This is a genomic window from Erwinia sp. PsM31 (assembly GCF_030433775.1).
In the GTDB taxonomy this organism is placed as follows: Bacteria; Pseudomonadota; Gammaproteobacteria; order Enterobacterales; family Enterobacteriaceae; genus Erwinia; species Erwinia aeris.
Map to the genome: position 1 here is coordinate 158,785 of NZ_JARUWZ010000007.1, position 21,560 is coordinate 180,344.

The window sequence follows — 21,560 nt, forward strand, 5'->3', positions numbered from 1 at the left end:
GAGAAGGCCCGGCCGATCAATTCATCAGTGAGTAAACAATGCCCGAAATGGCGACCAGGCCTGCCAGCACCACGAAAAGGTTGCTGAGGTGGCCGCGATACTGCTGCATCGCCGGGATCCTGCGGATCGCATACATCGGCATCAGGAACAGGATCATGGCGATCACCGGCCCGCCGAGCGTTTCGATAATGCCCAGAATGCTGGGATTCAGCGTGGCGACAAGCCAGCAGGTCAGCAGCATAAACAGCGCCGTCAGGCGGTTAAGCTTTTTCGGCTCGATCTCTTTTCCGACGGAGCGCAACGATTTTGCTACGATGCCGTTAAACCCCTCGCGCGCGCCTAAATAGTGTCCCAGGAAAGATTTTGTTATAGCGATCATGGCGATAATCGGCGCCATCCAGGCGATAACCGGGGCGTTAAAATGATTGGCCAGATAAGAAAGAATGGAGATATTTTGCGCTTTAGCCGCGGCCAGATCGGCCGGCGTCAGGCTGAGGACGCAGCTGAAAACAAAAAACATCACCGTCAGCACCATCATGCCGTGCGCGCGTGCCAGAATGCGGGAACATTTCGGCTCGGCGTCCGCGCCATACTCTTTGCGTTTGGCGACGGCAAAAGAAGAGATAATTGGCGAATGGTTAAAAGAAAATACCATCACCGGTATCGCCAGCCAGAGCGTCAACATCAGGCTGCCTGAGCTGGTCGTAGTAAAAGAAAGCGTATCCAGCGCGGCGCTGTTCCAGCGAGGGATCAGATAAACGGCCAGCACCATCAGCGCGGCGACAAATGGAAAAACCAGCACGCTCATCGCTTTTACGATCATCTGTTCGCCAAACCGCACGATAGCCATCATCGCCACGATCAACAGCAGCGACAGCACCATACGCGGTGGGCTGATCATACCCAGCTGATGCGTCAGAAAACTCTCTACCGTATTGGTTATCGCCACGCTGTAAACCAGCAGAATAGGATAGATAGCTAAAAAATAGAGCAGGGTTATCAGCTTGCCTGCGCCGCGACCAAAATGTTCTTCCACCACTTCCGTTATATCTTCGCCGGGATTTTTACCCGACAGCACAAAACGAGTCAGCCCGCGATGGGCGTAATAGGTCATAGGGAAGGCGAGAAGGGTCATAATAATCAGCGGAATTAACCCGCCAACGCCGGCATTGATCGGCAGGAAAAGCACCCCTGCGCCGATGGCGGTGCCGTATAGTCCCAGCATCCAGACGGTATCGGTTTTACGCCACGTCGTAGCGGCAAGCGGTTCTGCGGCTGCCTGAGGAATATGCATTGTACTCTCCGGTTAAAATAATAATCTAAAAAGCTGCCAAATTATCAAAATTTAGTATGGGTTATTCCGCTCGGAGCGCGATATTAAACTACTCAGGCGGCGGCAAGGAAACTAACCTGAACGCGACGGATAAACAGTGATCCGGATCTCGCATCGGATATTAAAAAAGTCTTAACGCGCACTTTATTATTTTGCTGAGAGGGTTTGTTGAGGATTAATAATCAGGAGGGATAAAAATCAGGCTGCAAATAAAATATATTTTATAATTTAAAAAAATTAATTAAGCGGAGGTAACACGCAGAATTATAAGCGCGTGATAACTTTTGAGTGAGAAGAAAAAGGCCGACTACCATCGGCCCTGGTTATTCAGCGTGCCTGTAAATAAACGACGTGGGTCTGTAGATATTCTTCCAGGCCGTGGCGACCGTCGGCGCCGCCAATGCCGGATTTACGCCAGCCAGCATGGAAACCCTGCATCGCTTCAAAATTTTCGCGGTTAACGTAGGTTTCGCCAAACCGCAGCTTTTTCATCGCCTGCATCGCCGTATTCAGGTTTTCGGTAAAAATGGAGGAGGTCAGCCCATATTCGCTGTCGTTAGCCAGCGCGATCGCGTCATCCAGCGTTGCGAAGGGGATAACCGGTAGCACCGGGCCAAAAGTCTCTTCCCGGACGATAGCCATGTCCTGGCGTACGTTGGTCAGCAGCGTTGGCTCAAAGAAGAACCCACGATCGCCTTTGCGTTTGCCGCCAGCCGCTACAGTCGCGCCCTGTTCCACAGCATGGGCCACTTTGTGCTCCAGCCGCGCCAGCGCGTCGGCAGAAATCAGCGGGCCCATATCCAGCGTGTCGTCCTGCGCGGGATCGCCGCAGCTGACCGCATTAAAAGCCGCCGTCAGGCGGCGCACCACCTCATCATAAACGCCTTCCTGGACATAAAGGCGCTCCGTACAGTTGCAGACCTGCCCGGTATTGATCATGCGCGAAGCCACGATGGCTTTTACCGCCAGATCCAGATCCGCATCGTTCATGACGATGGCGGGCGCTTTGCCGCCCAGCTCCAGCGCGACTTTGGTGACGTTTTTCGCTGCCGCCTCCAGCGTGGCGATCCCGGCGTTTACGCTACCGGTCAGGCTGACCATTCCCACTTCCGGGCTGGCGGCCAGAGCCTGTCCTACCTCCGGCCCATAGCCGGTTACCAGATTAAACACGCCCGGCGGCAGCCCAATCTCTTCAACGATTTCAGCAAATATTATCGCGTTGGCCGGCGTCAGCTCGCTGGGTTTGATCACAATGGTATTGCCGGTTATCAATGCCGGAGCGGCTTTGCGGGCAATCAGGAAAAAAGGGAAGTTCCACGGCAGGATCCCCGTGGTCACGCCAATCGCTTTTTTCAATATCAGGATGGTTTCGTCAGGGCGATCGCTTTGCACAATCTCCCCTTCATAACGGCGCGCCCATTCGGCCATATAATCCAGATAGTCTGCGGTAAACAGCACTTCCGTCTGGGCCAGCTGCTGCGTTTTGCCGCCTTCCGCCACGATAGTGGCGGTCAGCTCCGCTTCACGACGACGAATGCCTGCCGCAATCTGGCGCAGCCAGCGGCCACGTTCAACGGCCGGTAACGCTTCCCAGGCGGGTTGGGCAGCTTTGGCCGCGCTGATGGCGCGATCGGCCTCTTCTTTATCGCTTTGAGGGATGCGGCACAGCAGCGCTTCGGTAACGGGGTTAATCACGTCAATCCAGCGATCGCTGCGATTCTCAACAAACTGGCCGTTAATAAAACAATGATGCAGGCGCGTCACAGGCGTCGTCTCCGTAAATGATATTTTGTATTTTAGTTAATGCAATGTTGCAGTTATGCTGCCGCATTGAGAGAGTTAATGCCTTTCTCTGAGCGCCACGCCACGCGTGAAACTGGCAAAAAGACAAAGAGATTTGACGAAGAGTGCTGAATAAACAGCAGTTTAATGGAAATATTTGGCTGTTTTTCAGAACAAAGACAGATAACCTGTATCTGTGATCGCAGACGGGATAAGACGGTGGATTTTGCCATTTTCATGCCGGCGCAGGCAGCCAGCCAAAGGTGTGGAGAGAGGCAACCTTCGTAGACTCAGCCTACCGGGAATTTTACCCTCCTATGAAGGAAAAAAAGCATGAGCCACCTTATCTTTGCAGGTATTTTCTGGCATCTGGTGGGCGCGGCCAGCGCCGCCTGCTTCTATGCGCCATTTAAAAAAGTGCGTCACTGGTCCTGGGAAACCATGTGGTCCGTAGGCGGGATCATGTCATGGCTTATTCTGCCCTGGGCCGTCAGCGCCGCGCTGCTGCCTGATTTTTGGGAATTTTACGGCTCTTTTTCGCTCGCGCAGCTGCTGCCTGTTTTTCTGTTCGGCGCCATGTGGGGGATTGGCAATATTAACTATGGTTTAACCATGCGCTACCTGGGCATGTCGATGGGAATAGGGATCGCTATCGGCGTAACGCTGGTGGTCGGCACGCTGATGACGCCGCTGTTACAGGGGCGATTTGTCGAACTGTTCAGCTCCACGGGCGGCCGGCTGACGCTGCTGGGGGTACTGGTGGCGCTGTGCGGCGTGGCGATTGTTTCCCGCGCCGGGCTGCTGAAAGAGCGGGCAATGGGCATTACGGCGGAAGAGTTCAACCTTAAAAAAGGGCTGGTGCTGGCTGTGTTCTGCGGAATTTTCTCTGCCGGCATGTCGTTTGCGATGAACGCCGCCAAACCGATGCAAGACGCCGCCCTGGAGCTGGGCATCAATCCTTTATATGCCGCGCTGCCCAGCTATGTGGTGATTATGGGCGGCGGCGCGCTGGTTAACCTGGGCTACTGCTTTATCCGTCTGGCTACCCAGTCCAGCCTGTCGGTAAAGGCGGATTTCTCGGTAGCGAAACCGCTGCTGGTCAGCAATCTGCTGCTGTCGCTGCTGGGCGGCACCATGTGGTATCTGCAATTCTTCTTCTATGCCTGGGGCCACGCCCGCATTCCCGCGCAGTATGACTTTATCAGCTGGATGCTGCACATGAGTTTCTACGTGCTCTGCGGAGGGCTGGTCGGGCTGGTGCTGAAAGAGTGGAAGAACGTCGGCAAACGTCCGGTCAGCGTGCTGTGCGGCGGCTGTCTGGTTATTATTCTTGCCGCCAACATCGTTGGTCTGGGGATGATCTCCTGATCGGAACGCCACAGGGATGTGGCGCTTACCATGCGGCGGCTTTTTTCTGACGGTGCTGTTCGAACTGCTGGCGAAAGGCGCTGGGCGTCATGCCGGTTTCCCGGGTAAACACGACGGAAAAATAGTTGCTGTCCTCAAAGCCGCACAGCGCGGCCACGTCGCCAATCAGCGAAGGCGTGCTGCGCAGCAAAAATTTAGCCTTACACATGCGCAGCTGCCGCAGATACTGGCCTGGCGTCATGCCGGTCTGCTGACGAAACAGCTGCTTGAGCGCGCGCTCCGACAGCTGATGCTGAAGACAAAAATCGCTGAGATCGAAATGGGCCAGCTGGCCCTGAATGGCCGACATTAGCAGATCCAGCTGTTCGCCCTCAGGCAGCTGCCAGGCAACGTCCGCCGCGTAGCGGTGACGCTGTAGGATCAACACCAGCTGTAAAAACAGCGCCTCCGTCAGCTGACGCGACAGCCGATCGCTTTTGGCGCTCTCCTGCGCCAGCTGCTGGATCACGCTTCTCGCCAAAGCCATGCCGCGCGTCGTCAGCCGCCAGGCCTTTTTTTCCTGCGGCAGAAACTGCGACCAGTCCAGGCCAAGACGAAAGCGCTCCGGGCAGTAGATCACGTTGTCCAGCACCAGCTCGTTGACCGACTCATAGCTGTGGCAGTCTTCAGGACTGATGTAGAACAGATCGCCGCAGGTAATAAGCCAGGGGCGATCGTTCATCACGTGCAGCCCGTTGCCGCGCCAGACGATCACCAGCTCGCAGAACTCATGAATATGGGACGGGAAAGTTTGCTGGGGCGCGCGGTCGGCAATAGCGACCGGCATCAGCCCGGACGGAAAATAGTCGGCTTTCGCCAGACAAAGCGGCTTGCTCACGTGTCACCTCACAGGTCATTTTGCCTGATGGTACGCGGAGAAAAGCCAAATTCACGCTTAAAAAGGGTAGAAAAGTGATTGCTGTCACCAAATCCGCAGTGGTAGGCGATATCGGTAATACGCATTTCACTGTGGCGTAACAAATGCCGCGCCTGCAACAGACGCAGGCGGTTAAGGTAACGCTGGGGCGTGCTGCCCGTCTGTTGTTTCAGCTGGCGATGCAGCGTGCGCAGCGAAAGTGAAAACTTATCCGCCAGCGCGTCCCAGTCCACTTCCTCGCTGTAATGGTCGGCCAGCCAGTCCAGCAGACCGCGCATTCTCCCGCTCTGATCGTCACCGGGCTGCTCGCTGCATCCGCGCCGCAACAGCACCAGCAGCTGCATAAAGCGCAGCTCCTGCTCGGCCCTCGCTTCGGGCTGTTTCGGATCTACCGGCGCGCCCAGTTCTTTAATCAGCGTTTTCGCCTGTTCCATCACCCGGCCGCTGATACGCCAGTGCGAGGGGTAATGTCCTTCTTTTTCCTGAGGTAAAAGATGCTGGAAGTTGGTAATAAAGCGAAACGCCTCCGGCCCACGATAAAGCACGTTGGTCAGGATCAGACGATCCGTTTTTTCATAAAGATGGCGATCATGATCGCGCACAAAGCAAACGCATCCGCCGCAAAGCGTACGGGGTTCGCCGTTGAACACGTGCACGCCCGCACCCTGTTCAACCAGCACAATTTCGTGAAAATCCTCGTGGTGATGTTCAGGAAAGGCGCTCTGCGGCATACGAGGTTCAATGGCAACGGGCAGGCCGCCGCCGGGAAAAAAGTCCACGCTATGTAGTAGGGTCATGGTGCATCTCCTGGGTCGACTCTGGGGTCAGTTTACCGCCGCCGCCTGCGTTGCTGCCTTGATTTTTTGACCGGAAACATCGGCAAATCCGCTTGTTTTTCAAGAAAGTGCGCAGGCAAGTTGGGAAGTGCGCGTCGCGTCACACCGTTAATTTGCCGGCGCCTCAGCAGGAAATGTGAGCTGCTTCACGTTCACCTTTGCCCTGTTGCCAGCGAGGGATCACGCCTGGCACTGGCAGGAAGGTGCCAAAAGCAGCGGCTTTTAGACTAGGGGGCACTAAACAGACAGGAAGCCATCGCCATGAGCCTACAAAATTGTGTTGCCATCGACATGGGCGCCTCCAGCGGACGCGTGATGCTGGGCCGCTTTGATCTGCAAAGCGGCAAGCTGGCGCTGGAAGAGGTCGCCCGCTGCGTCAATAGCCTGGTCGTCAGGGAAGAGCGGCAATGCTGGGATGTGGATGCACTGGAAAAATTTATCCTTGCTTCGCTGGACAAGCTGATTCAGCAGGGCATTGCGCCGGACAGTATCGGTATTGATACCTGGGGCGTGGATTACGTGCTGCTGAATAAGCAGGGTGAGCGGATTGGGCTGCCGGTTTCCTATCGTGACGACCGGACCTGGGGCGTAATGCAGAAGGCCTGCGCCGATTTGGGACGGCAAGCCATCTACCAGCGCACCGCAATCCAGTTCCTGCCTTTCAACACCCTTTATCAGCTGCGTGCGCTGTGCGAGAGCCAGCCGGAATGGCTCAATGACGTGCGTCACGCTTTGCTGATCCCGGACTATTTCCACTATCGCCTGACCGGCAAGCTTAACTGGGAATACACCAACGCCACCACCACGCAGCTGCTGAATAGCCAGAGCGGCGAGTGGGATAATGCGCTGCTGGAATGGACGGGTGCCAATCCCGCCTGGTTCGGCAAGCCCACCGCGCCCGGCGTAAAAATTGGCGACTGGAAGGCCAGCACCGGCTTATCCGTCCCGGTCATCGCCGTCGCTACGCACGATACGGCCAGCGCCGTGCTGGCGGCGCCGCTCACCACGGACAACGTCGCCTGGCTCAGCTCCGGCACCTGGTCGCTGATGGGCTTTGAAAGCCTGCAACCTTATAACGATGCCGCCGCGCTGGCCGCCAACATTACCAACGAGGGCGGCGCGGAAGGGCGCTACCGCGTGCTGAAAAATATTATGGGCCTTTGGCTGCTGCAGCGCGTCTGCCGCGAACTGGCTATCGACGATCTGCCGGCGCTGGTGCGGGAAGCAGAAGCGCAGCCTGCCTGCCGGTCGCTTATTAACCCCAACGATGAACGCTTTATCAATCCGGTCAATATGGTGCGCGAAATTCAGGACGCCTGCGCCGGACAGGGGATGCCGACGCCTGCCACGGCCGCCGCGCTGGCTCGCTGTATTTTTGACAGTCTGGCGCTCTATTACCGCTTCGTGCTGGAAGAGCTTGCCGCCGTACGGGGCGCGCCTTTCAGCCAGCTGCACATCGTTGGCGGCGGCTGTCAGAATCCGCTGCTGAATCAGCTTTGTGCCAACGCCTGCGGTATTCCGGTGGTTGCCGGGCCGGTCGAAGCCTCCACGCTTGGCAATATCGGCAGCCAGCTGATCGCCCACGGCAGCGTCAGGGATGTCACCCATTTCCGCCAGCTGGTCACCCAAAATTTCCCGCTGAACACTTTTATTCCACAGGCCAGTGACGCTTACAGCCGCAGCTGGGCGCTTTTTCAGTCACTGACACATTCGGTTAAGGAGCTATGCGTATGACCCAAGCAATTGAGCAGGCGTTTGAACTGGCAAAATCACGCTTTGCCGAGCAAGGCGTGGACGTTGACGCCGCACTGAAGCAGCTGGATCAGCTGCCGATCTCAATGCACTGCTGGCAGGGCGATGACGTCCGCGGTTTTGAAAATCCTCAGGGCGCGTTAACCGGCGGCATTCAGGCGACCGGCAACTATCCGGGAAGAGCCAGAACGGCGGTCGAACTTCGCGCCGATCTGGAACAGGCGATGTCGCTGATCCCTGGCCCCAAAAGGCTGAACCTGCACGCCATTTATCTGGAAAGCGACAGCCGGGTCGAACGCAACGAAATCAAACCGCAGCACTTTGCCAACTGGGTGGAATGGGCAAAAACCAACGGCCTGGGTCTGGATTTCAACCCGTCCTGCTTTTCGCATCCGCTGAGCGAAAACGGCTTTACGCTGGCCAGCGCCAATAAAGAGATCCGTGAATTCTGGATCGAACACTGTAAAGCCAGCCGCAAAATTTCGGCCGCGTTTGGCGAACAGCTGGGCACGCCGTCGATTATGAATATCTGGATCCCGGACGGCATGAAAGATCTGCCCATCGATCGCTTTGCGCCGCGCGAACGCCTGGCGAACTCGCTTGACGAGATCATCAGCGAGAAGCTGGATCCGGCGCACCATATCGATGCGGTAGAGAGCAAACTTTTCGGCATCGGCGCGGAAAGCTATACCGTTGGCTCAAACGAATTCTGCCTGGGCTATGCCGCCAGCCGCCAGACGGCGCTGACGCTGGATGCCGGTCATTTTCATCCGACTGAAGTTATCTCCGACAAGATCTCAACTGCCATGCTCTACGTGCCGCGTCTGCTGCTGCACGTCAGCCGCCCGGTGCGCTGGGACAGCGATCACGTGGTGCTGCTGGATGACGAAACCCAGGCCATCGCGCATGAAATCGTGCGTCAGCGCCTGTTTGACAAGGTGCATATTGGTCTCGACTTCTTTGACGCCTCCATCAACCGTATCGCCGCCTGGGTTATCGGCACGCGCAACGCCAAAAAAGCGCTGCTGCGGGCGCTGCTGGAGCCGGTGGACAAACTGAAAAAGCTGGAGCTGGAAGGCGACTACACCGCGCGTCTGGCCCTGCTGGAAGAACAAAAATCGCTGCCGTGGCAGGCGGTGTGGGAAGCGTACTGCGTACGTCACGACGTCCCGGCGGGCGCAGGCTGGCTTGACAGCGTTCGCCATTATGAACAACAAACTCTCAGCAAACGTTAAGGATGCAACATGCAACACATTCTGACTTCATGGTTCGTCCAGGGAATGGTAAAAGCCACTACGGATATGTGGTTAAAAGGGTGGGATGAACGCAACGGCGGCAATGTCAGCTACCGCTTACTTGATGAAGAAGTCCGGCCGTTTGCTCAGGATTTCTACCGTGAGCCGCGCACGGTTGAACTGACGCAGCCCGTACCGGAACTGGCAAACTGCTGGTTTATCGTCACCGGCTCCGGCAAATTTTTCCGCAACGTGCAGCTGGATCCGGCGGACTGCCTGGTGCTGCTGCGCGTCAGCGAAGACGGCCGCGCCTACAGCATTTATTGGGGATTGAGCAACGGCGGCCTGCCCACTTCCGAGCTGGCCTCCCATTTCCAGTCGCACAGCGTGCGCATGAAAGTGACCAACGGCGCCGATCGCGTCATCATGCACTGCCATGCCACTAACTTTATGTCGCTGAGCTATGTGGTGGAGCTGGACTCCGCGCTGTTTACCCGCCTGCTGTGGGAAGGCAGCACCGAATGTCTGGTGGTGTTCCCGGACGGCGTGGGCATCGTGCCGTGGATGGTGCCGGGCACCGACGGCATCGGCGAAAAAACCGCGGAGCAGATGGCGTCGCACAGCCTGGTGATGTGGCCGTTCCACGGCATTTTCGGCGCAGGCCCGACGCTGGACGAAACCTTTGGCCTGATCGACACGGCGGAGAAATCTTCCGAGGTGGTGGTAAAAGTGCTGTCGATGGGCGGAATGCGCCAGAGCATTACCACGGAACAGCTGGTCGCGCTGGGTGAACGGTTCAATGTGCAGCCATGGCGCGCCGCGCTGGAAGCAAGGCATCCGCATGTTGCGTAAGGCTTTTGTGATGCAGGTGCATCCTGATAAGCATCAGGAGTACGAGCAGCGGCATAATCCCATCTGGCCAGAACTGGCGCAGACGCTGAAAGCGCACGGCGCGCATCATTACAGCATCTTTCTGGACGAGTCGCGCCATCTGCTGTTTGCAGTGGTGGAGATCGAATCGGAAGCGCGCTGGAACGCGGTCGCCAGCACGGAAGTGTGCCAGCGCTGGTGGCGGTCGATGTGTGAACTGATGCCGTCAAACCCGGATTTCAGCCCGGTCAGCGAAGAGCTTAAGCCGGTATTCTACCTGGCATAAGCCCGGCTGACTTAACCGGTTAATGCTAAAAAAGCCTGATAATTATTATCAGGCTTTTTTTACGAGTTGGATGACACACTTAAAAGCCTGCGGCTATTCACCAGATTTATAGCGAACCGATGGCTGAGCATAGGTTTATCAACAGATTATTACGGGTTCTGAGAATATATTTTGAAATACAAAGAGCCCATCATTTTTTAAGCACGCTCCGTTATTAATTGAAATTGTGAACTTTCAGGCATCGGCATACGATCGCGGCGTCCTTATTTCTGGCGTACTGATCAAAGAGGCTATGTATGAAACTTCACACGTTAACCGATCTTGAGGCTGCTCATGATATCGATGATGGATTTGAATATGTTAAAAATAATCCTGTTTTATTAAATTATAACGCTGCTCAAGGCATTATCGATACGCTATCCGCAGGGCTTTCTACGGGCGCGGTACTTGCCAACTTCCCGGCGGCACAGCCTTCAAGAAATGTTGAGAAGATCAGAATTAAAAATAACTCTTTATGTATTCTTTGCCCGGAATACACCAGGGCATCGGCAAATCCTCAAGGTGAAGCACGTTTTAGTCGTACGCCTGGCGTACTTTTTCCTGGCGATGAAGGGGAGTTTGAGTTTAGCTACCGGCCTACGGCCTATGGGATCAATAATGGCAATGCCGTCTTCCACCTTAGCTTTCTGGTTATTAGCGCAGATGTGAATTTCACCGGCCTGGAGTCTTACCCCAGTATCCATGAAATCCCTATGTTAAGAATTAATTTTTATTCTCACAGGTTTAGCAAGTTATTCATCTGGGACGTCACCGTTAATAATGAAACGCTGGAACCTGTTTATGCTTCAGGCCTTGACCCCCGTGGCAACGATAACGTGATGACCTATATGACTTATCGGGGTACCGAGAACAGCAGAGAGCCTTCTTTCGGGATGGCCTATAACGATGTCAGAGCAGCGACAATTAACGAACGCAATGCGACCGGTTCGACCACGCTTGTCTTCACTCCCTCTGCAAAACGTTCTGGCGATCCTGTCAGACAGTTAGACAATCCCGGCACAGGCGTATGGAGCGAAGCGGCTATAAGAAACTTCCTTCGGGTATGCCTGCATAAGTACCGTGCCAAAACGCAGGTTCAGACGAAATCCTTTGCTGCTATAAGTTCTCTGATTGGCCTGTTGTCAACGGCTAAAGATATTTATTCCAGTATTTCTACCCGCACGGACAGCAGAACTTACCTTACGGTAAGTATGAAAAACCTGACCGGGAAAAATATGTTTATCCTGCGCAGGAAATACAGTAATTCGATGAGGATGGATAACGGGATTGTTCTTGATGGTGAAACAGCGGTAATCCCTCTGGCATTTAGCTCATTCCGACCTGCCGAACCCGAGCTGTTTATTCGCATTGTTGAAGGCAATGGTGAAGCTATTGATTTGGTACTTTATTTTTCAGATTATGGCGCTGGCAACTCCATCAAAGTCAGCCGTGTTATGCAATCCGGTCCTGCATTGATTCAGCGCGATCCTGCCTATAGCACAACCGGCTCAGCCACAAACTGCGTCTACAGTTTTGTTTCTCCAACCAGAAAGCACAGAGTATTTATTCAGCCGACTATTGTGACCAGCCATGACAGTCCTACCCTGGATATTTCCCTTGTTATGGTGGAGAATCGCCCTGAATTTACCCCGCCTGGTGAGCAAATACCTGGCAATGAATTACCTCCCCCGGTAGAGGATGGAGGTGGCGCGCAGATCCCTGATCCCATTTTCCCCCAGCCACGCTTTGCGGACTGAAGCCATCCTGCTTCAGTCCACGGAAGGCGACGGTAAGATAATCCGCTTTCCTGGGCAAATCTGACGTTCAGGAAATGCACAGGCCAGGGAAACAGCTGACGGTTAATCGAAATGTTGATTAACCGTTAATCCGCAGCTGCGGATAGCGTTTCATACTCCAGGCGCACCAGGCCAGCGAAAAGAGGCCGATTGCGCCGCCGGCATAGCCGATATGCGCCATGCCCAAATGCAGGCTCACCTGATTGCCCAGCAGCGCGCCGCCGCCAATGCCCAGATTATAGATGCCCGACATCAGCGACATCGCCACGTCGGTGGCGTCCGGCGCCAGCGTCAGAACTCTGACCTGAACCGCCAGGCCGATAATCATCATCGACAGCCCCCAGATAACACACAGCGTCGAGATCGCCACGGTATGCGTTGCCGCGATTAACAGCGCGAGCATACAGACCGACACCAGCGTAATCGCGCCCAGCAGAAACGTCGCCGGAAACTTGTTGCCCAACGCGCTGAACAGCACGCTACCGATAATGCCCGCCGCGCCGAAAATCAGCAGCAGGAAGGTGGTGAAATTGCCGCCCATCTGCGCCACGGCCTGAATAAAGGGTTCGATATAGCTATAGGCCGTATAGTGCGCCGTAACAATCAGCACGATCAGCAGGTACAGCGAGACCAGGGCAGGGCGACGGAACAGCATCGGCACGCTTTTTAGCGAGCCGGTATGTTCGCTTGGTAGCTTCGGCAGCAGTTTCGCCAGGGTTAGCATAGTCATCAGCGCCACCACGCCGATTACGCCAAAAGTGATACGCCAGCCAAGATACTGTCCGATGACGCGGCCAATCGGCAGGCCCAGCACCATAGCCAGCGCCGTACCGGTCGCCAGCATACTCAGTGCCTGGGTTTTCTTGCCGGCTGGCGCCACGCGAATAGCCAGCGAGGCGGTAATTGACCAGAAAATAGCATGTGACAGCGCGATGCCAATGCGCGAAACCACCAGCACGTTGAAGCTCCACGCGAACGCCGAAAGCGCATGGCTGGCGATAAAGAGCAGGAAGATGGCAATGAGCAGAAAACGTCGTTCGATTTGCCGCGTGAGCAGCATCATCGGCAGCGACATCAGCGCCACCACCCAGGCATAAATCGTCAGCATCAGGCCGACCTGGGCGGTCTGCATGGCGAAGCTGCTGGCGATATCGGAAAGCAGGCCAACCGGCGCGAACTCGGTGGTGTTAAAAATAAATGCGGCGATGGCCAGCATAATGACGCGCAGCCATGCGGTCTTACGAGAAACGGTTATTGATTGCATCAGGTTTAACGACTTGTTGATAAGTGAGTTCCGCGTTACGCGAAAACAGAAAAGTGTCCATATTGTGTTTGATTTGTGCGACAGATGACATTGAAAAACGCCATTTTTATGTAAATCAGCATAATCGGCGCGTGGCGAAGGTCATTCACCGCTTTTCACCCTTGTTTCTTGATTTAACGGCGAAAAATCTGTCGACCGGTGAGTATAGCCACAATTACGGGATGCGCCAGGCAGGGAACACCTTCTTACATAACCGCTGCGGGAAAATCAGCATTTCGCACGGGGTTGCGCTACCCTGGAAAGAGAATACCGTTATTTATCGCTTACGATAAGGAGTCTGTAATGAATCAACGTTCCGCTGTAGCCGTATTGGGATTGGGCGCGATGGGGCACGCTTTTGCCGCGAACCTGCTGAAAAACGGCTTTGTCACCAGCGGCTGGAACCGTACCAGCGCGCGCGGTGAAGATTTGCAAAGCGCCGGCCTGCGGCTGGCGGAAACGCCGGAACAGGCGGTGAAAGAGGCCGACGTGGTCATCAGCATGTTGGCGAATGCGGAAATCACCGAGGAAGTGCTGCAAAAAACGCTGTCGGGCCTGAAACAGGGCGCGATCCTGGTGCAAATGGGCACGATTGGCGTAGAGGCGACGGAAAAGCTGCTCGCAACCCTGCACGAGAAGCGTCCGGACGTGATTTTTCTGGATGCGCCCGTTTCGGGCACTAAAGCACCTGCAGAAAACGCGCAAATACTGGTGTTGGCCAGCGGCGACCGGGAGAAAGCGCAGGCCGTCGAGCCGGTTTTTGCCGCCATCTCAAAAGGCGTGAAGTGGTTGGGGGCGGCGGGCGCGGCGTCGCGCATGAAGCTGGTGGTCAACGCCTGGCTTATTTCTATGGTGCAGGGGCTGGCGGAAAGTACCCAAATGGCGGAAGAGTTTGGCTTTACACCGGATGAATTCTGGGACGTACTGGACGGCGGGCCGCTGGCGGTTCCCTATGCCAAAGCGAAACTGGGCATGATCAAAGAGGGCAGCTATGAACCGCAAATGCACCTGACCTGGGCGTTAAAAGATGCTCGCCTGGCGCTGGCGGCGGCAAAAGAAAGCCGTCTGCCGGGATTAACCACCATCGCCGAACTGTGGCAGCAGGCCGTGGATGCAGGCTATGGCGAAAAAGATCTGTCGGTCATCTATCGCTATTTGCAGGAAAACAGATAACTTTCTTGTCAAAACAGAGGGAATAATCCCTCTGTTATTCAGGGTTATAGCGTAAATAGCAGGAACTGCTTAACGGCTTTCTTCTAAAGTGCAACACTATTTGGTATATTAATTTACTATCATCTTTATTAGTTGATTGATTTTAATGCTTTTTTAGATCACCGCCGATACGGTGAGGCACAGCTAAAAGCAAGGATCTGAACATGCTTGATATTCGTTTTCCTACAGCTTTACAAATGGTGCTCTGCATAGCCCAGGCGGAGCGGGAAGGTAAACGCAGCACCAGCAAAATTCTGGCAATGGGCCTTGAGGCCAACCCCAGTTTTGTCCGTAAAATGATGGTGCCGCTGACCCGCGATGGCATTATCGTCTCTACGCTGGGCCGTACCGGAACTATCCGGCTGGGGCGTCCGGCGGAGGAGATTACGCTTTGCGATATCTATACTTCCGTGCTGGAGGATAAACCGCTGCTGGCAGGCCGCCCGGAAGTGCCGGCGCGTTGTCTGGTTAGCGCCAACACCTGCTGGTTCTTTAAAGAGCTGGCTCACGAGGCCGAGCAGGCGTCGCTCAACGTGCTGGCGAAGCGGACGGTTGCCGACGCGCTACGGGAAATCTATGAGCGCGACCGCCGCTATCCCGAAGGCAGCTGCGAGGCGATGAAAACCCGTGAAAATGCTGAAACCTGAAGGGCAAGATAACCCTGAATATGGCCGGGCACTGACAATGCCCGGCTTTTTTATTGTCTTAAATCCTGTCGGGCCGCCACGGCTGCCGTAATCTTTACGCACTACGCCGCTTGTTGTGCGCTCTCTTTTTGCCGCTTCGCGATCGCATTTAATGCAACAATTATACTTGCATTAAGCGCGCGTCTGTTTTACCGTTACTAAATGCACTAATGACAGTTACCTTTTACCCCGCCCGGCGGCGGAGGTCAACAGCAAAAACAGGTTATAATTCTAAGGGGAAGACAATGAGCCATGATGATTTTATCAGCGACCTGGTAATGTGGATCGACACGCATATTGAAGGCAAGATGGATTTGGATACCGTGGCCCGCCGGGCAGGCTACTCCAAATGGCATCTGCAGCGTATGTTTAAGCAGCATACCGGCCACGCTTTAGGCGAATATATCCGCGCGCGTCGTCTGAAAAAATCCGCCGAGCGCCTGGCTAAAGGCGGCGAGCCTATTCTGGACGTGGCGATTTCATTCGGTTTCGATTCCCAGCAATCTTTTAACCGCAGCTTCAAACGTCAGTTCGGCCAGTCGCCGGGCGCATGGCGTCGTCAGGTGCAGATCAGCGCCTGATTGCTTTTCAATGGCGGGCGTAGCGGCCCGCTTTGACTTTTCCGTTCCGCCTCCGTTTCGTTCCTCGCCGCATCGCATAAATATCAGTTCGACCAGGGCAAAACTAACTTTTCCGTCCCGCCTCCGTTTCGTTCTCCTGCCGCAGTGCATAAATATAGGTTCGACCAAATCAAAACAGGCCTGAAAAAACGCGGAGGATTGTATACTGTCTGAATTGTAATGCTTTTTGACTTCAGACAGACAGGAATCCCTATGGAGATACGGAACCTCACCAAACGCCAGCTTTGCGAAGCCGCCAGCTATCTGCTGGTCTTTATCGCGCTGCTGATGATTTTTCCTTTACGCCTGCTGCCGTGTTTTCTGGCCGGATTTATCGTTTACGAAACCATTCTGGCGCTGACGCCCTGGATAGAGAGGCTGGTCAAAGGGCCGCTGGCGCGTTGGATCACCATTTTCTTTCTTACCGTGGTGGTGCTGTTAGCGCTGGCGGGCGGTATCACCAAACTGATTGGCTTTCTGCTGCACGACTTCCACAGTCCGGCGGCTTTCCATGCCGCCGCCAGCAAGCTGCTTGAAGATGCGCAGGATACGCTGTCGCCGGTGGTCACGCGCTATCTGCCCGCAGATATCGATGAACTGCAGCATCAGGTTATGGCCTGGCTGCGCGAGCATCTGGTTGTGGTGCAAACGCTGGGCCGTACCGCCGCGCACACCTTTGCCACTATGCTTATCGGAATGCTGCTGGGCGCGATTATCTCGCTGCGCATCAGCGGCAGCGATACCAGCAACGCGCCGCTAACCCAGGCAATGCTAAAACGTCTGACGCTGCTTGCGGCTTCTTTTCACGATGTGGTTTTCGCACAAATCAAAGTCTCGCTGGTCAACACGCTGCTGACCTGTGGCTTTCTGTTCGGCGTGCTGCCGCTGTTCGGGCTGCACTTTCCGTTTGCCAAAACCGTTATCGTCCTGACCTTTATTGCCGGAATGCTGCCGGTGATCGGCAATCTGATCTCCAACACGGTTATTGTTTTGATTGGGCTTTCCATCTCTTTGCAGGCAGCGCTGATCGCGCTGATTTTCCTGATTCTGGTGCACAAGCTGGAATACTTCATTAATGCCCGTATCTTTGGCACCCGTATCAACGCCAAAACCTGGGAAATCCTGCTGGCGATGCTGGTGTTTGAATCCGCCTTTGGCCTGGCGGGCGTGGTTGCCGCGCCGGTGTTTTACGCCTATCTGAAAAGCGAACTGCGCCACGCCCGCCTGATTTAAGCTGCTTTACTGGCCCCGTTCGGGGCCAGTCTCCGCTATAAAGCTTCTTTATTCTTCTGCCGATAACTTCTCCTGAAGAACCGGAAAATTGCTTCCGCTTCATCTACCAGGGCATCAAATGAAACTCTCTAATTATAAGATCGGCGTGCGTTTAGGCCTGCTGGCCGCAGTATTGCTTTGCGCCACGCTATTTATCGGCCTGCGCGGCCTCGCTATCAACGAAAACGCGCTTGAGCAAAGCAGTCAGATCATGCAGCAGGAAATGCAGATTGAGCGGGTTATCGACACCGCGCGAAATGCACAAGTGCAGTTTAAGATTCAGGTACAGGAGTGGAAAAATACGCTGCTGCGCGGCGGTCAGAGTCCGGAGGCTTTTGCTAAGTACAGGACGGCTTTTATTGAACAGGGCGACAAGACTCAGCAGCTGCTTGCCACGCTGATCGAAACGATGCCGACGGTAGGCATGGATAACCGTGAAGCGCGGGAGACGCGTAAGCTTCATGGCGAGCTGCAAGAGCGCTATCTCAGCGCGCTACAGGCTTACCAGCAGGGTGATGCCGACAGCGCGCAGCGCGTCGATCGTCTGGTCACCGGCGTCGATCGTCTGCCGACGAAAATGATCGACGAAGTGGTAGCCAACGTGCTGACGCACACGCAAAGCTTACATAAGCAGATCGCCGCTGCTAATCAGCAAAGTTATCAGCACACCAGACTGATCCTGGCCTTGTCGATGCTGTTAGCGCTGTTGACCGGCTGCATCATTACCTGGTGGCTGGTACGCAGCATCACCCAGCCGCTGGCGCAGGCAGTAAAAATCGCCCAGACGGTGGCGGCCGGCGATCTGCAGACGCAAATCGTGGTGAAAGGCCGTGATGAAACGGCCTCGCTCATGGCCGCGCTGAAAGAGATGAACACCAATCTTACGCGTATCGTTTCCGACGTGCGTGACGGCACGGAAACTATCGCCTCGGCTTCGTCACAGATTGCCCTGGGCAGTCAGGATCTCTCCGGTCGTAATGAGGCACAGGCCAGCGCGCTGGAAGAAACGGCGGCCTCGATGGAGCAGTTAACATCCGTAGTCAGAAAAAATGCTGACAATGCACGTCATGCCAGCGATATCGCTCAGGATGCCACGTCAGCCGCGCAGCTGGGCGGCAGCGTGGTGAAGGAAGTAGTACATACGATGGGCGAGATTCAGCATTTTTCCAGCCAAATTAGCAATATTATCAGCCTGATTGATGGCATCGCCTTCCAGACCAATATTCTGGCGCTGAACGCCGCCGTTGAAGCCGCAAGGGCAGGAAGCGAAGGGCGGGGCTTTGCCGTGGTGGCCGCTGAAGTGCGGGCGCTGTCGCAACGTTCTGCCGCTGCCGCCAGGGATATTAAAACCTTAATTGACAGCTCGGTCAGCCGTATCAATACGGGTAACGCGCTGGTCGAACGCGCGGGTCAGGCGATGGAAAATATTGTGGAAAACGTGCACCGCGTCAGCTCGCTGGTGGCAGAGATCTCGCTGGCAAGTAATGAGCAAAGCGTCGGTATCGATCAGGTTAACCTCGCGGTAACGCAAATGGATGATGCCACTCAGCAGAACGCCTCATTGTCGCAGGAATCGACCGTAGCGGCGCAGTCCCTGCAGCAGCAGGCTGAAAATCTGCTGCGTAGCGTCAGCGTGTTTAAGCTTTCCGCTATTGTATAGGACACAGAAACGCGACGGCGGCCCGGCTGCTGTCGCATTCTCTCTTTACTAAATAAATAGGCGGAAGACCTGCCCAACGTACCTTTTCGTTCTGCTATTTTTGCCACAGAGTACCCTGTTAAATAACCATTATTTCACTATTAAAAAAATAAATTATTTAGCGACAGGGTTAAGAGCGTCACCTTTTATTGTTAAGCCAGCAGGGTAATTATATTTTTCTATTCTTTTTTTCATGGCGTTTACCCTTTAATTAGTTAAATGTATAGCCACCTCCTTCATTTAATGCTGACCTGTTATCAATAATTGCCGCCTGGCGATAACGCTTGCCTGATATCTTTCTTTGGACATAACCCCTGAAGAGAAAATAATCATGGCAACCCTGAGTAAAGTAAAAAACATATATTCCCTGGAAAGGCCGGTATGGATGGATGCGGCCGGTCTGAGTAAGGGAATTAATCATGACCGTCAGCATCTGGGAATTATCCTGTCTGCAGGGCAGGCGATCAAAGTCCGCCAGCTATCGCCCAATAACGGCTCATTGACGCTGCGTTTACTGAATAATGATGATCAAACTGAAGCTTCTGTCAGCTTTGGCTCCGCCTGGGTGAAGTTAAGTGCCGGCGCGGCCTCTGTGCCTTTTATTGATACCCCTTACGATCTTTCCACTGCCGTTGTGGAATATGAATATGACGACAGGGCTAACACGCTGCCTGTCTATGAGCAAGGCGGCAGCGAAAGCGCTTTCTTTCAGCTGTGGGACAGCCAGAACGCTGAGTTTGCATTAATCAGCAGCGAGTTTGTGAATATTTTAATTCCGGCAGCCGATAAACAAAAACTGCGTACGCTCCACGCGCAAAATAGCATCGACCGTTTAATCGAAGGCTACAGCAATATCTTTAATTTTTATAACACGCTGCTTGGCCTTTCTTTCCAGACGCCTGTTATTACCGACAGGAATATCCGCAACCGCTACTTTATCAAGGCGGACAAAAGCGGCCCGGGCGCGGCTTATTACAGCGATCGCTGGACCGCCGAAACCAGCCCGACCGTTAGCGACTTCTGGCTGTTCAGCAAAGAGCCCGGCTGGGGCTGCCTGCACGAAATTGCCCATGGTTATGAAGGCAAATTCATGTCGGACAGATTTATCGACGTGCGCGAGGTCTGGAACAATATTCACTGTGCCTGCTACCAGCATCTTACAATGGGCGACAGGCAATATCAGGAAGGCTGGCTGTACGACTATGGCAGACAGGCTGCGGTGGAAAAAGTTATCAATGATTTTGTGCGTAACGGCACGCCAGTGAATCAGTGGGATCTGCGCTCGAAACTCTACTTTATGATGCAGATGGTCAACAAGGCGGGCATGGAAGCCTTTACCTACTTTAATCAGCAGTACCGTCTGCTCAGTAACCGCGACGGCTTTATTGCTGAAGAACATTCGCTGCTGGATATGCTTTCTGTCAGCTTTGCCGAAGCGGGCGCCAAAATTGACGTTACGCCTTTTATGCAGCTGGTTGGCGCGCCACTCACTCGCCAGCAGCGCGACAATAATCTGTTTTGCCAGGGTAAGGCGGTTTATCCGTTAAATCAGCTGGTAGAAGAGGGACGACTGGCGGCGTTGCAGCAGCAGCTGAATTTGCGTAGTCCGCTGGCGCTGGTGGATGTTCAGCAACTGAAAATAACCGGCCTGACCGGCAGCGTCAATCTGACGCTGGATATCGATGACTTCCGTCAGATTGAAAATGAGACCCTGACGCTGCTTGACGGCGCAACGGTCGTACGGCAGGTAAAAATTAACCGGCAGGAAGTGCTGCTTGAGGATCTGCCTGTTGGCGTTTACACGCTGCATTTACCCACCGGTAAAAGCCAAAAGTATGCTGTGCAGCCAGGCTATCTGAACGTTAAAACCGGGCAGTCAGCGCAGGTTATTCATTACCAGCGTAAAATAGCCTCACCGTTACTTAATCAGGTATTTAACCTGCTGGGGCTGGGCGATGCCAGTTTTGCCAGCGTCGAGCTGGACCACAGCAAAGGCCTGCTCAGCATTAATGCGGGTGGAAACAGTCCGCACGTTTATTTCCCGGATCAAACCTATGCTCAGATTACGATCCGCGACGGTAGCAACAGAGAAATCTATAAAAGAACTTTTCTGGGCAACGATCGCCTTATTGCTCACGACGAAATCGCTTTCTCTTACGGGGATCGGATTGAAATCTACCATCGTGAACCTTCTCGTTTACGTTTGTCGCCCGCCGTATCCGGCATAATCGATGCTACTGGTGAAACCAATCATTTTGTTATTACGGCCAGCGGCCTGAAAAATGAAAAATTAAACAACAACCCAGAGACGGATCTGGCCGAGAGGCTGGAAAGCGCTTCGCTGGCGATTGCCGCTAACGATGCGGTTGTGGGCGCGGATTATGCGGCGGCTAAAGACGATCTCTGGCTGGCCGTCATGGCTTTGAGCCGTCCGCTACGTGATATCCTGTTTGCAAAATATTATATTTATCTTTCTATGCATAACGAGCTGACGGAGCATCCTGAAGTGCCTGAAGTGCCTGAAGTGCCTGAAGTGCCTGAAGTGCCTGAAGTGC

At 54.4% G+C, this 21,560-nt stretch carries 17 protein-coding genes; 12 read left to right on the forward strand and 5 right to left on the reverse strand.

The genetic code is table 11. The features are described 5' to 3' along the window. Positions 1–16: 16 nt before the first annotated feature. Both QCD69_RS08495 and aldA read right to left on the reverse strand, forming a co-directional pair. Positions 17–1,294 (reverse strand): HAAAP family serine/threonine permease, encoded by a 1,278-nt coding sequence (locus QCD69_RS08495; RefSeq protein WP_253454005.1) that lies wholly within the window; start codon positions 1,292–1,294, stop codon positions 17–19. A 366-nt stretch (positions 1,295–1,660) separates the two neighbouring features. Next, positions 1,661–3,097: an aldehyde dehydrogenase gene (gene aldA / locus QCD69_RS08500; protein WP_301251703.1), complete on the reverse strand. Its 1,437-nt coding sequence runs from the start codon at positions 3,095–3,097 to the stop codon at positions 1,661–1,663. A gap of 351 nt (positions 3,098–3,448) precedes the next feature. On the opposite strand from aldA, the gene rhaT reads away from it, so the two are divergent. Continuing rightward, the gene (rhaT, locus tag QCD69_RS08505) at positions 3,449–4,483 is read left to right on the forward strand and encodes an L-rhamnose/proton symporter RhaT (RefSeq protein WP_253454009.1); all 1,035 of its coding nucleotides are present in this window, start codon (positions 3,449–3,451) and stop codon (positions 4,481–4,483) included. Between the two features lie 25 nt (positions 4,484–4,508). Here the strand turns inward: rhaT and rhaR are convergent, their stop codons facing one another. Then, positions 4,509–5,360, reverse strand: coding sequence for an HTH-type transcriptional activator RhaR (rhaR, locus tag QCD69_RS08510; protein ID WP_253454011.1), 852 nt, complete (start codon positions 5,358–5,360; stop codon positions 4,509–4,511). Positions 5,361–5,368: 8 nt separating this feature from the next. Continuing rightward, positions 5,369–6,196, reverse strand: coding sequence for an HTH-type transcriptional activator RhaS (gene rhaS, locus QCD69_RS08515; protein ID WP_253454013.1), 828 nt, complete (start codon positions 6,194–6,196; stop codon positions 5,369–5,371). A 300-nt stretch (positions 6,197–6,496) separates the two neighbouring features. Between rhaS and rhaB the strand changes: the two genes are divergently transcribed. The 5 genes from rhaB (at position 6,497) to QCD69_RS08540 (ending at position 12,174) form a co-directional block, all read left to right on the forward strand. Further along, on the forward strand, positions 6,497–7,969 hold the full coding sequence (gene rhaB, locus QCD69_RS08520; protein WP_301251705.1) for a rhamnulokinase: 1,473 nt from the start codon (positions 6,497–6,499) through the stop codon (positions 7,967–7,969). Beyond that, positions 7,966–9,222, forward strand: coding sequence for an L-rhamnose isomerase (locus QCD69_RS08525; RefSeq protein ID WP_253454016.1), 1,257 nt, complete (start codon positions 7,966–7,968; stop codon positions 9,220–9,222). Before rhaB ends, QCD69_RS08525 begins: the two co-directional genes overlap by 4 nt. Positions 9,223–9,231: 9 nt before the next feature. Beyond that, positions 9,232–10,074, forward strand: coding sequence for a rhamnulose-1-phosphate aldolase (rhaD, locus tag QCD69_RS08530; protein WP_301251707.1), 843 nt, complete (start codon positions 9,232–9,234; stop codon positions 10,072–10,074). Beyond that, positions 10,064–10,378 (forward strand): L-rhamnose mutarotase, encoded by a 315-nt coding sequence (gene rhaM, locus QCD69_RS08535; RefSeq protein WP_253454018.1) that lies wholly within the window; start codon positions 10,064–10,066, stop codon positions 10,376–10,378. The genes rhaD and rhaM overlap by 11 nt, the downstream gene beginning before the upstream one ends. Before the next feature lie 296 nt (positions 10,379–10,674). Further along, a complete protein-coding gene (locus QCD69_RS08540) occupies positions 10,675–12,174 on the forward strand; it encodes a hypothetical protein (protein WP_301251709.1) in 1,500 nt (499 codons plus the stop codon). Between the two features lie 118 nt (positions 12,175–12,292). On the opposite strand, the gene QCD69_RS08545 is transcribed toward QCD69_RS08540, so the two are convergent. Continuing rightward, positions 12,293–13,477 (reverse strand): sugar transporter, encoded by a 1,185-nt coding sequence (locus tag QCD69_RS08545; RefSeq protein ID WP_301251711.1) that lies wholly within the window; start codon positions 13,475–13,477, stop codon positions 12,293–12,295. Positions 13,478–13,819: 342 nt separating this feature from the next. Here QCD69_RS08545 and QCD69_RS08550 point away from each other — a divergent pair, with 342 nt between their 5' ends. The 6 genes from QCD69_RS08550 to QCD69_RS08575 form a co-directional block, all read left to right on the forward strand. Next, positions 13,820–14,689, forward strand: coding sequence for an NAD(P)-dependent oxidoreductase (locus QCD69_RS08550; RefSeq protein ID WP_301251712.1), 870 nt, complete (start codon positions 13,820–13,822; stop codon positions 14,687–14,689). A gap of 203 nt (positions 14,690–14,892) precedes the next feature. Continuing rightward, positions 14,893–15,375: an RrF2 family transcriptional regulator gene (locus QCD69_RS08555; RefSeq protein WP_253454025.1), complete on the forward strand. Its 483-nt coding sequence runs from the start codon at positions 14,893–14,895 to the stop codon at positions 15,373–15,375. Between the two features lie 284 nt (positions 15,376–15,659). After that, the gene (locus QCD69_RS08560; protein WP_301251713.1) at positions 15,660–15,995 is read left to right on the forward strand and encodes a helix-turn-helix domain-containing protein; all 336 of its coding nucleotides are present in this window, start codon (positions 15,660–15,662) and stop codon (positions 15,993–15,995) included. A 252-nt stretch (positions 15,996–16,247) separates the two neighbouring features. Continuing rightward, positions 16,248–17,267: an AI-2E family transporter gene (locus QCD69_RS08565; protein WP_253454027.1), complete on the forward strand. Its 1,020-nt coding sequence runs from the start codon at positions 16,248–16,250 to the stop codon at positions 17,265–17,267. Positions 17,268–17,385: 118 nt separating this feature from the next. After that, positions 17,386–18,966, forward strand: coding sequence for a methyl-accepting chemotaxis protein (locus tag QCD69_RS08570; protein ID WP_253454029.1), 1,581 nt, complete (start codon positions 17,386–17,388; stop codon positions 18,964–18,966). A 370-nt stretch (positions 18,967–19,336) separates the two neighbouring features. Then, on the forward strand, positions 19,337–21,560 hold a 2,224-nt coding region (locus QCD69_RS08575; protein ID WP_301251714.1), incomplete at its 3' end, for a putative mucin/carbohydrate-binding domain-containing protein.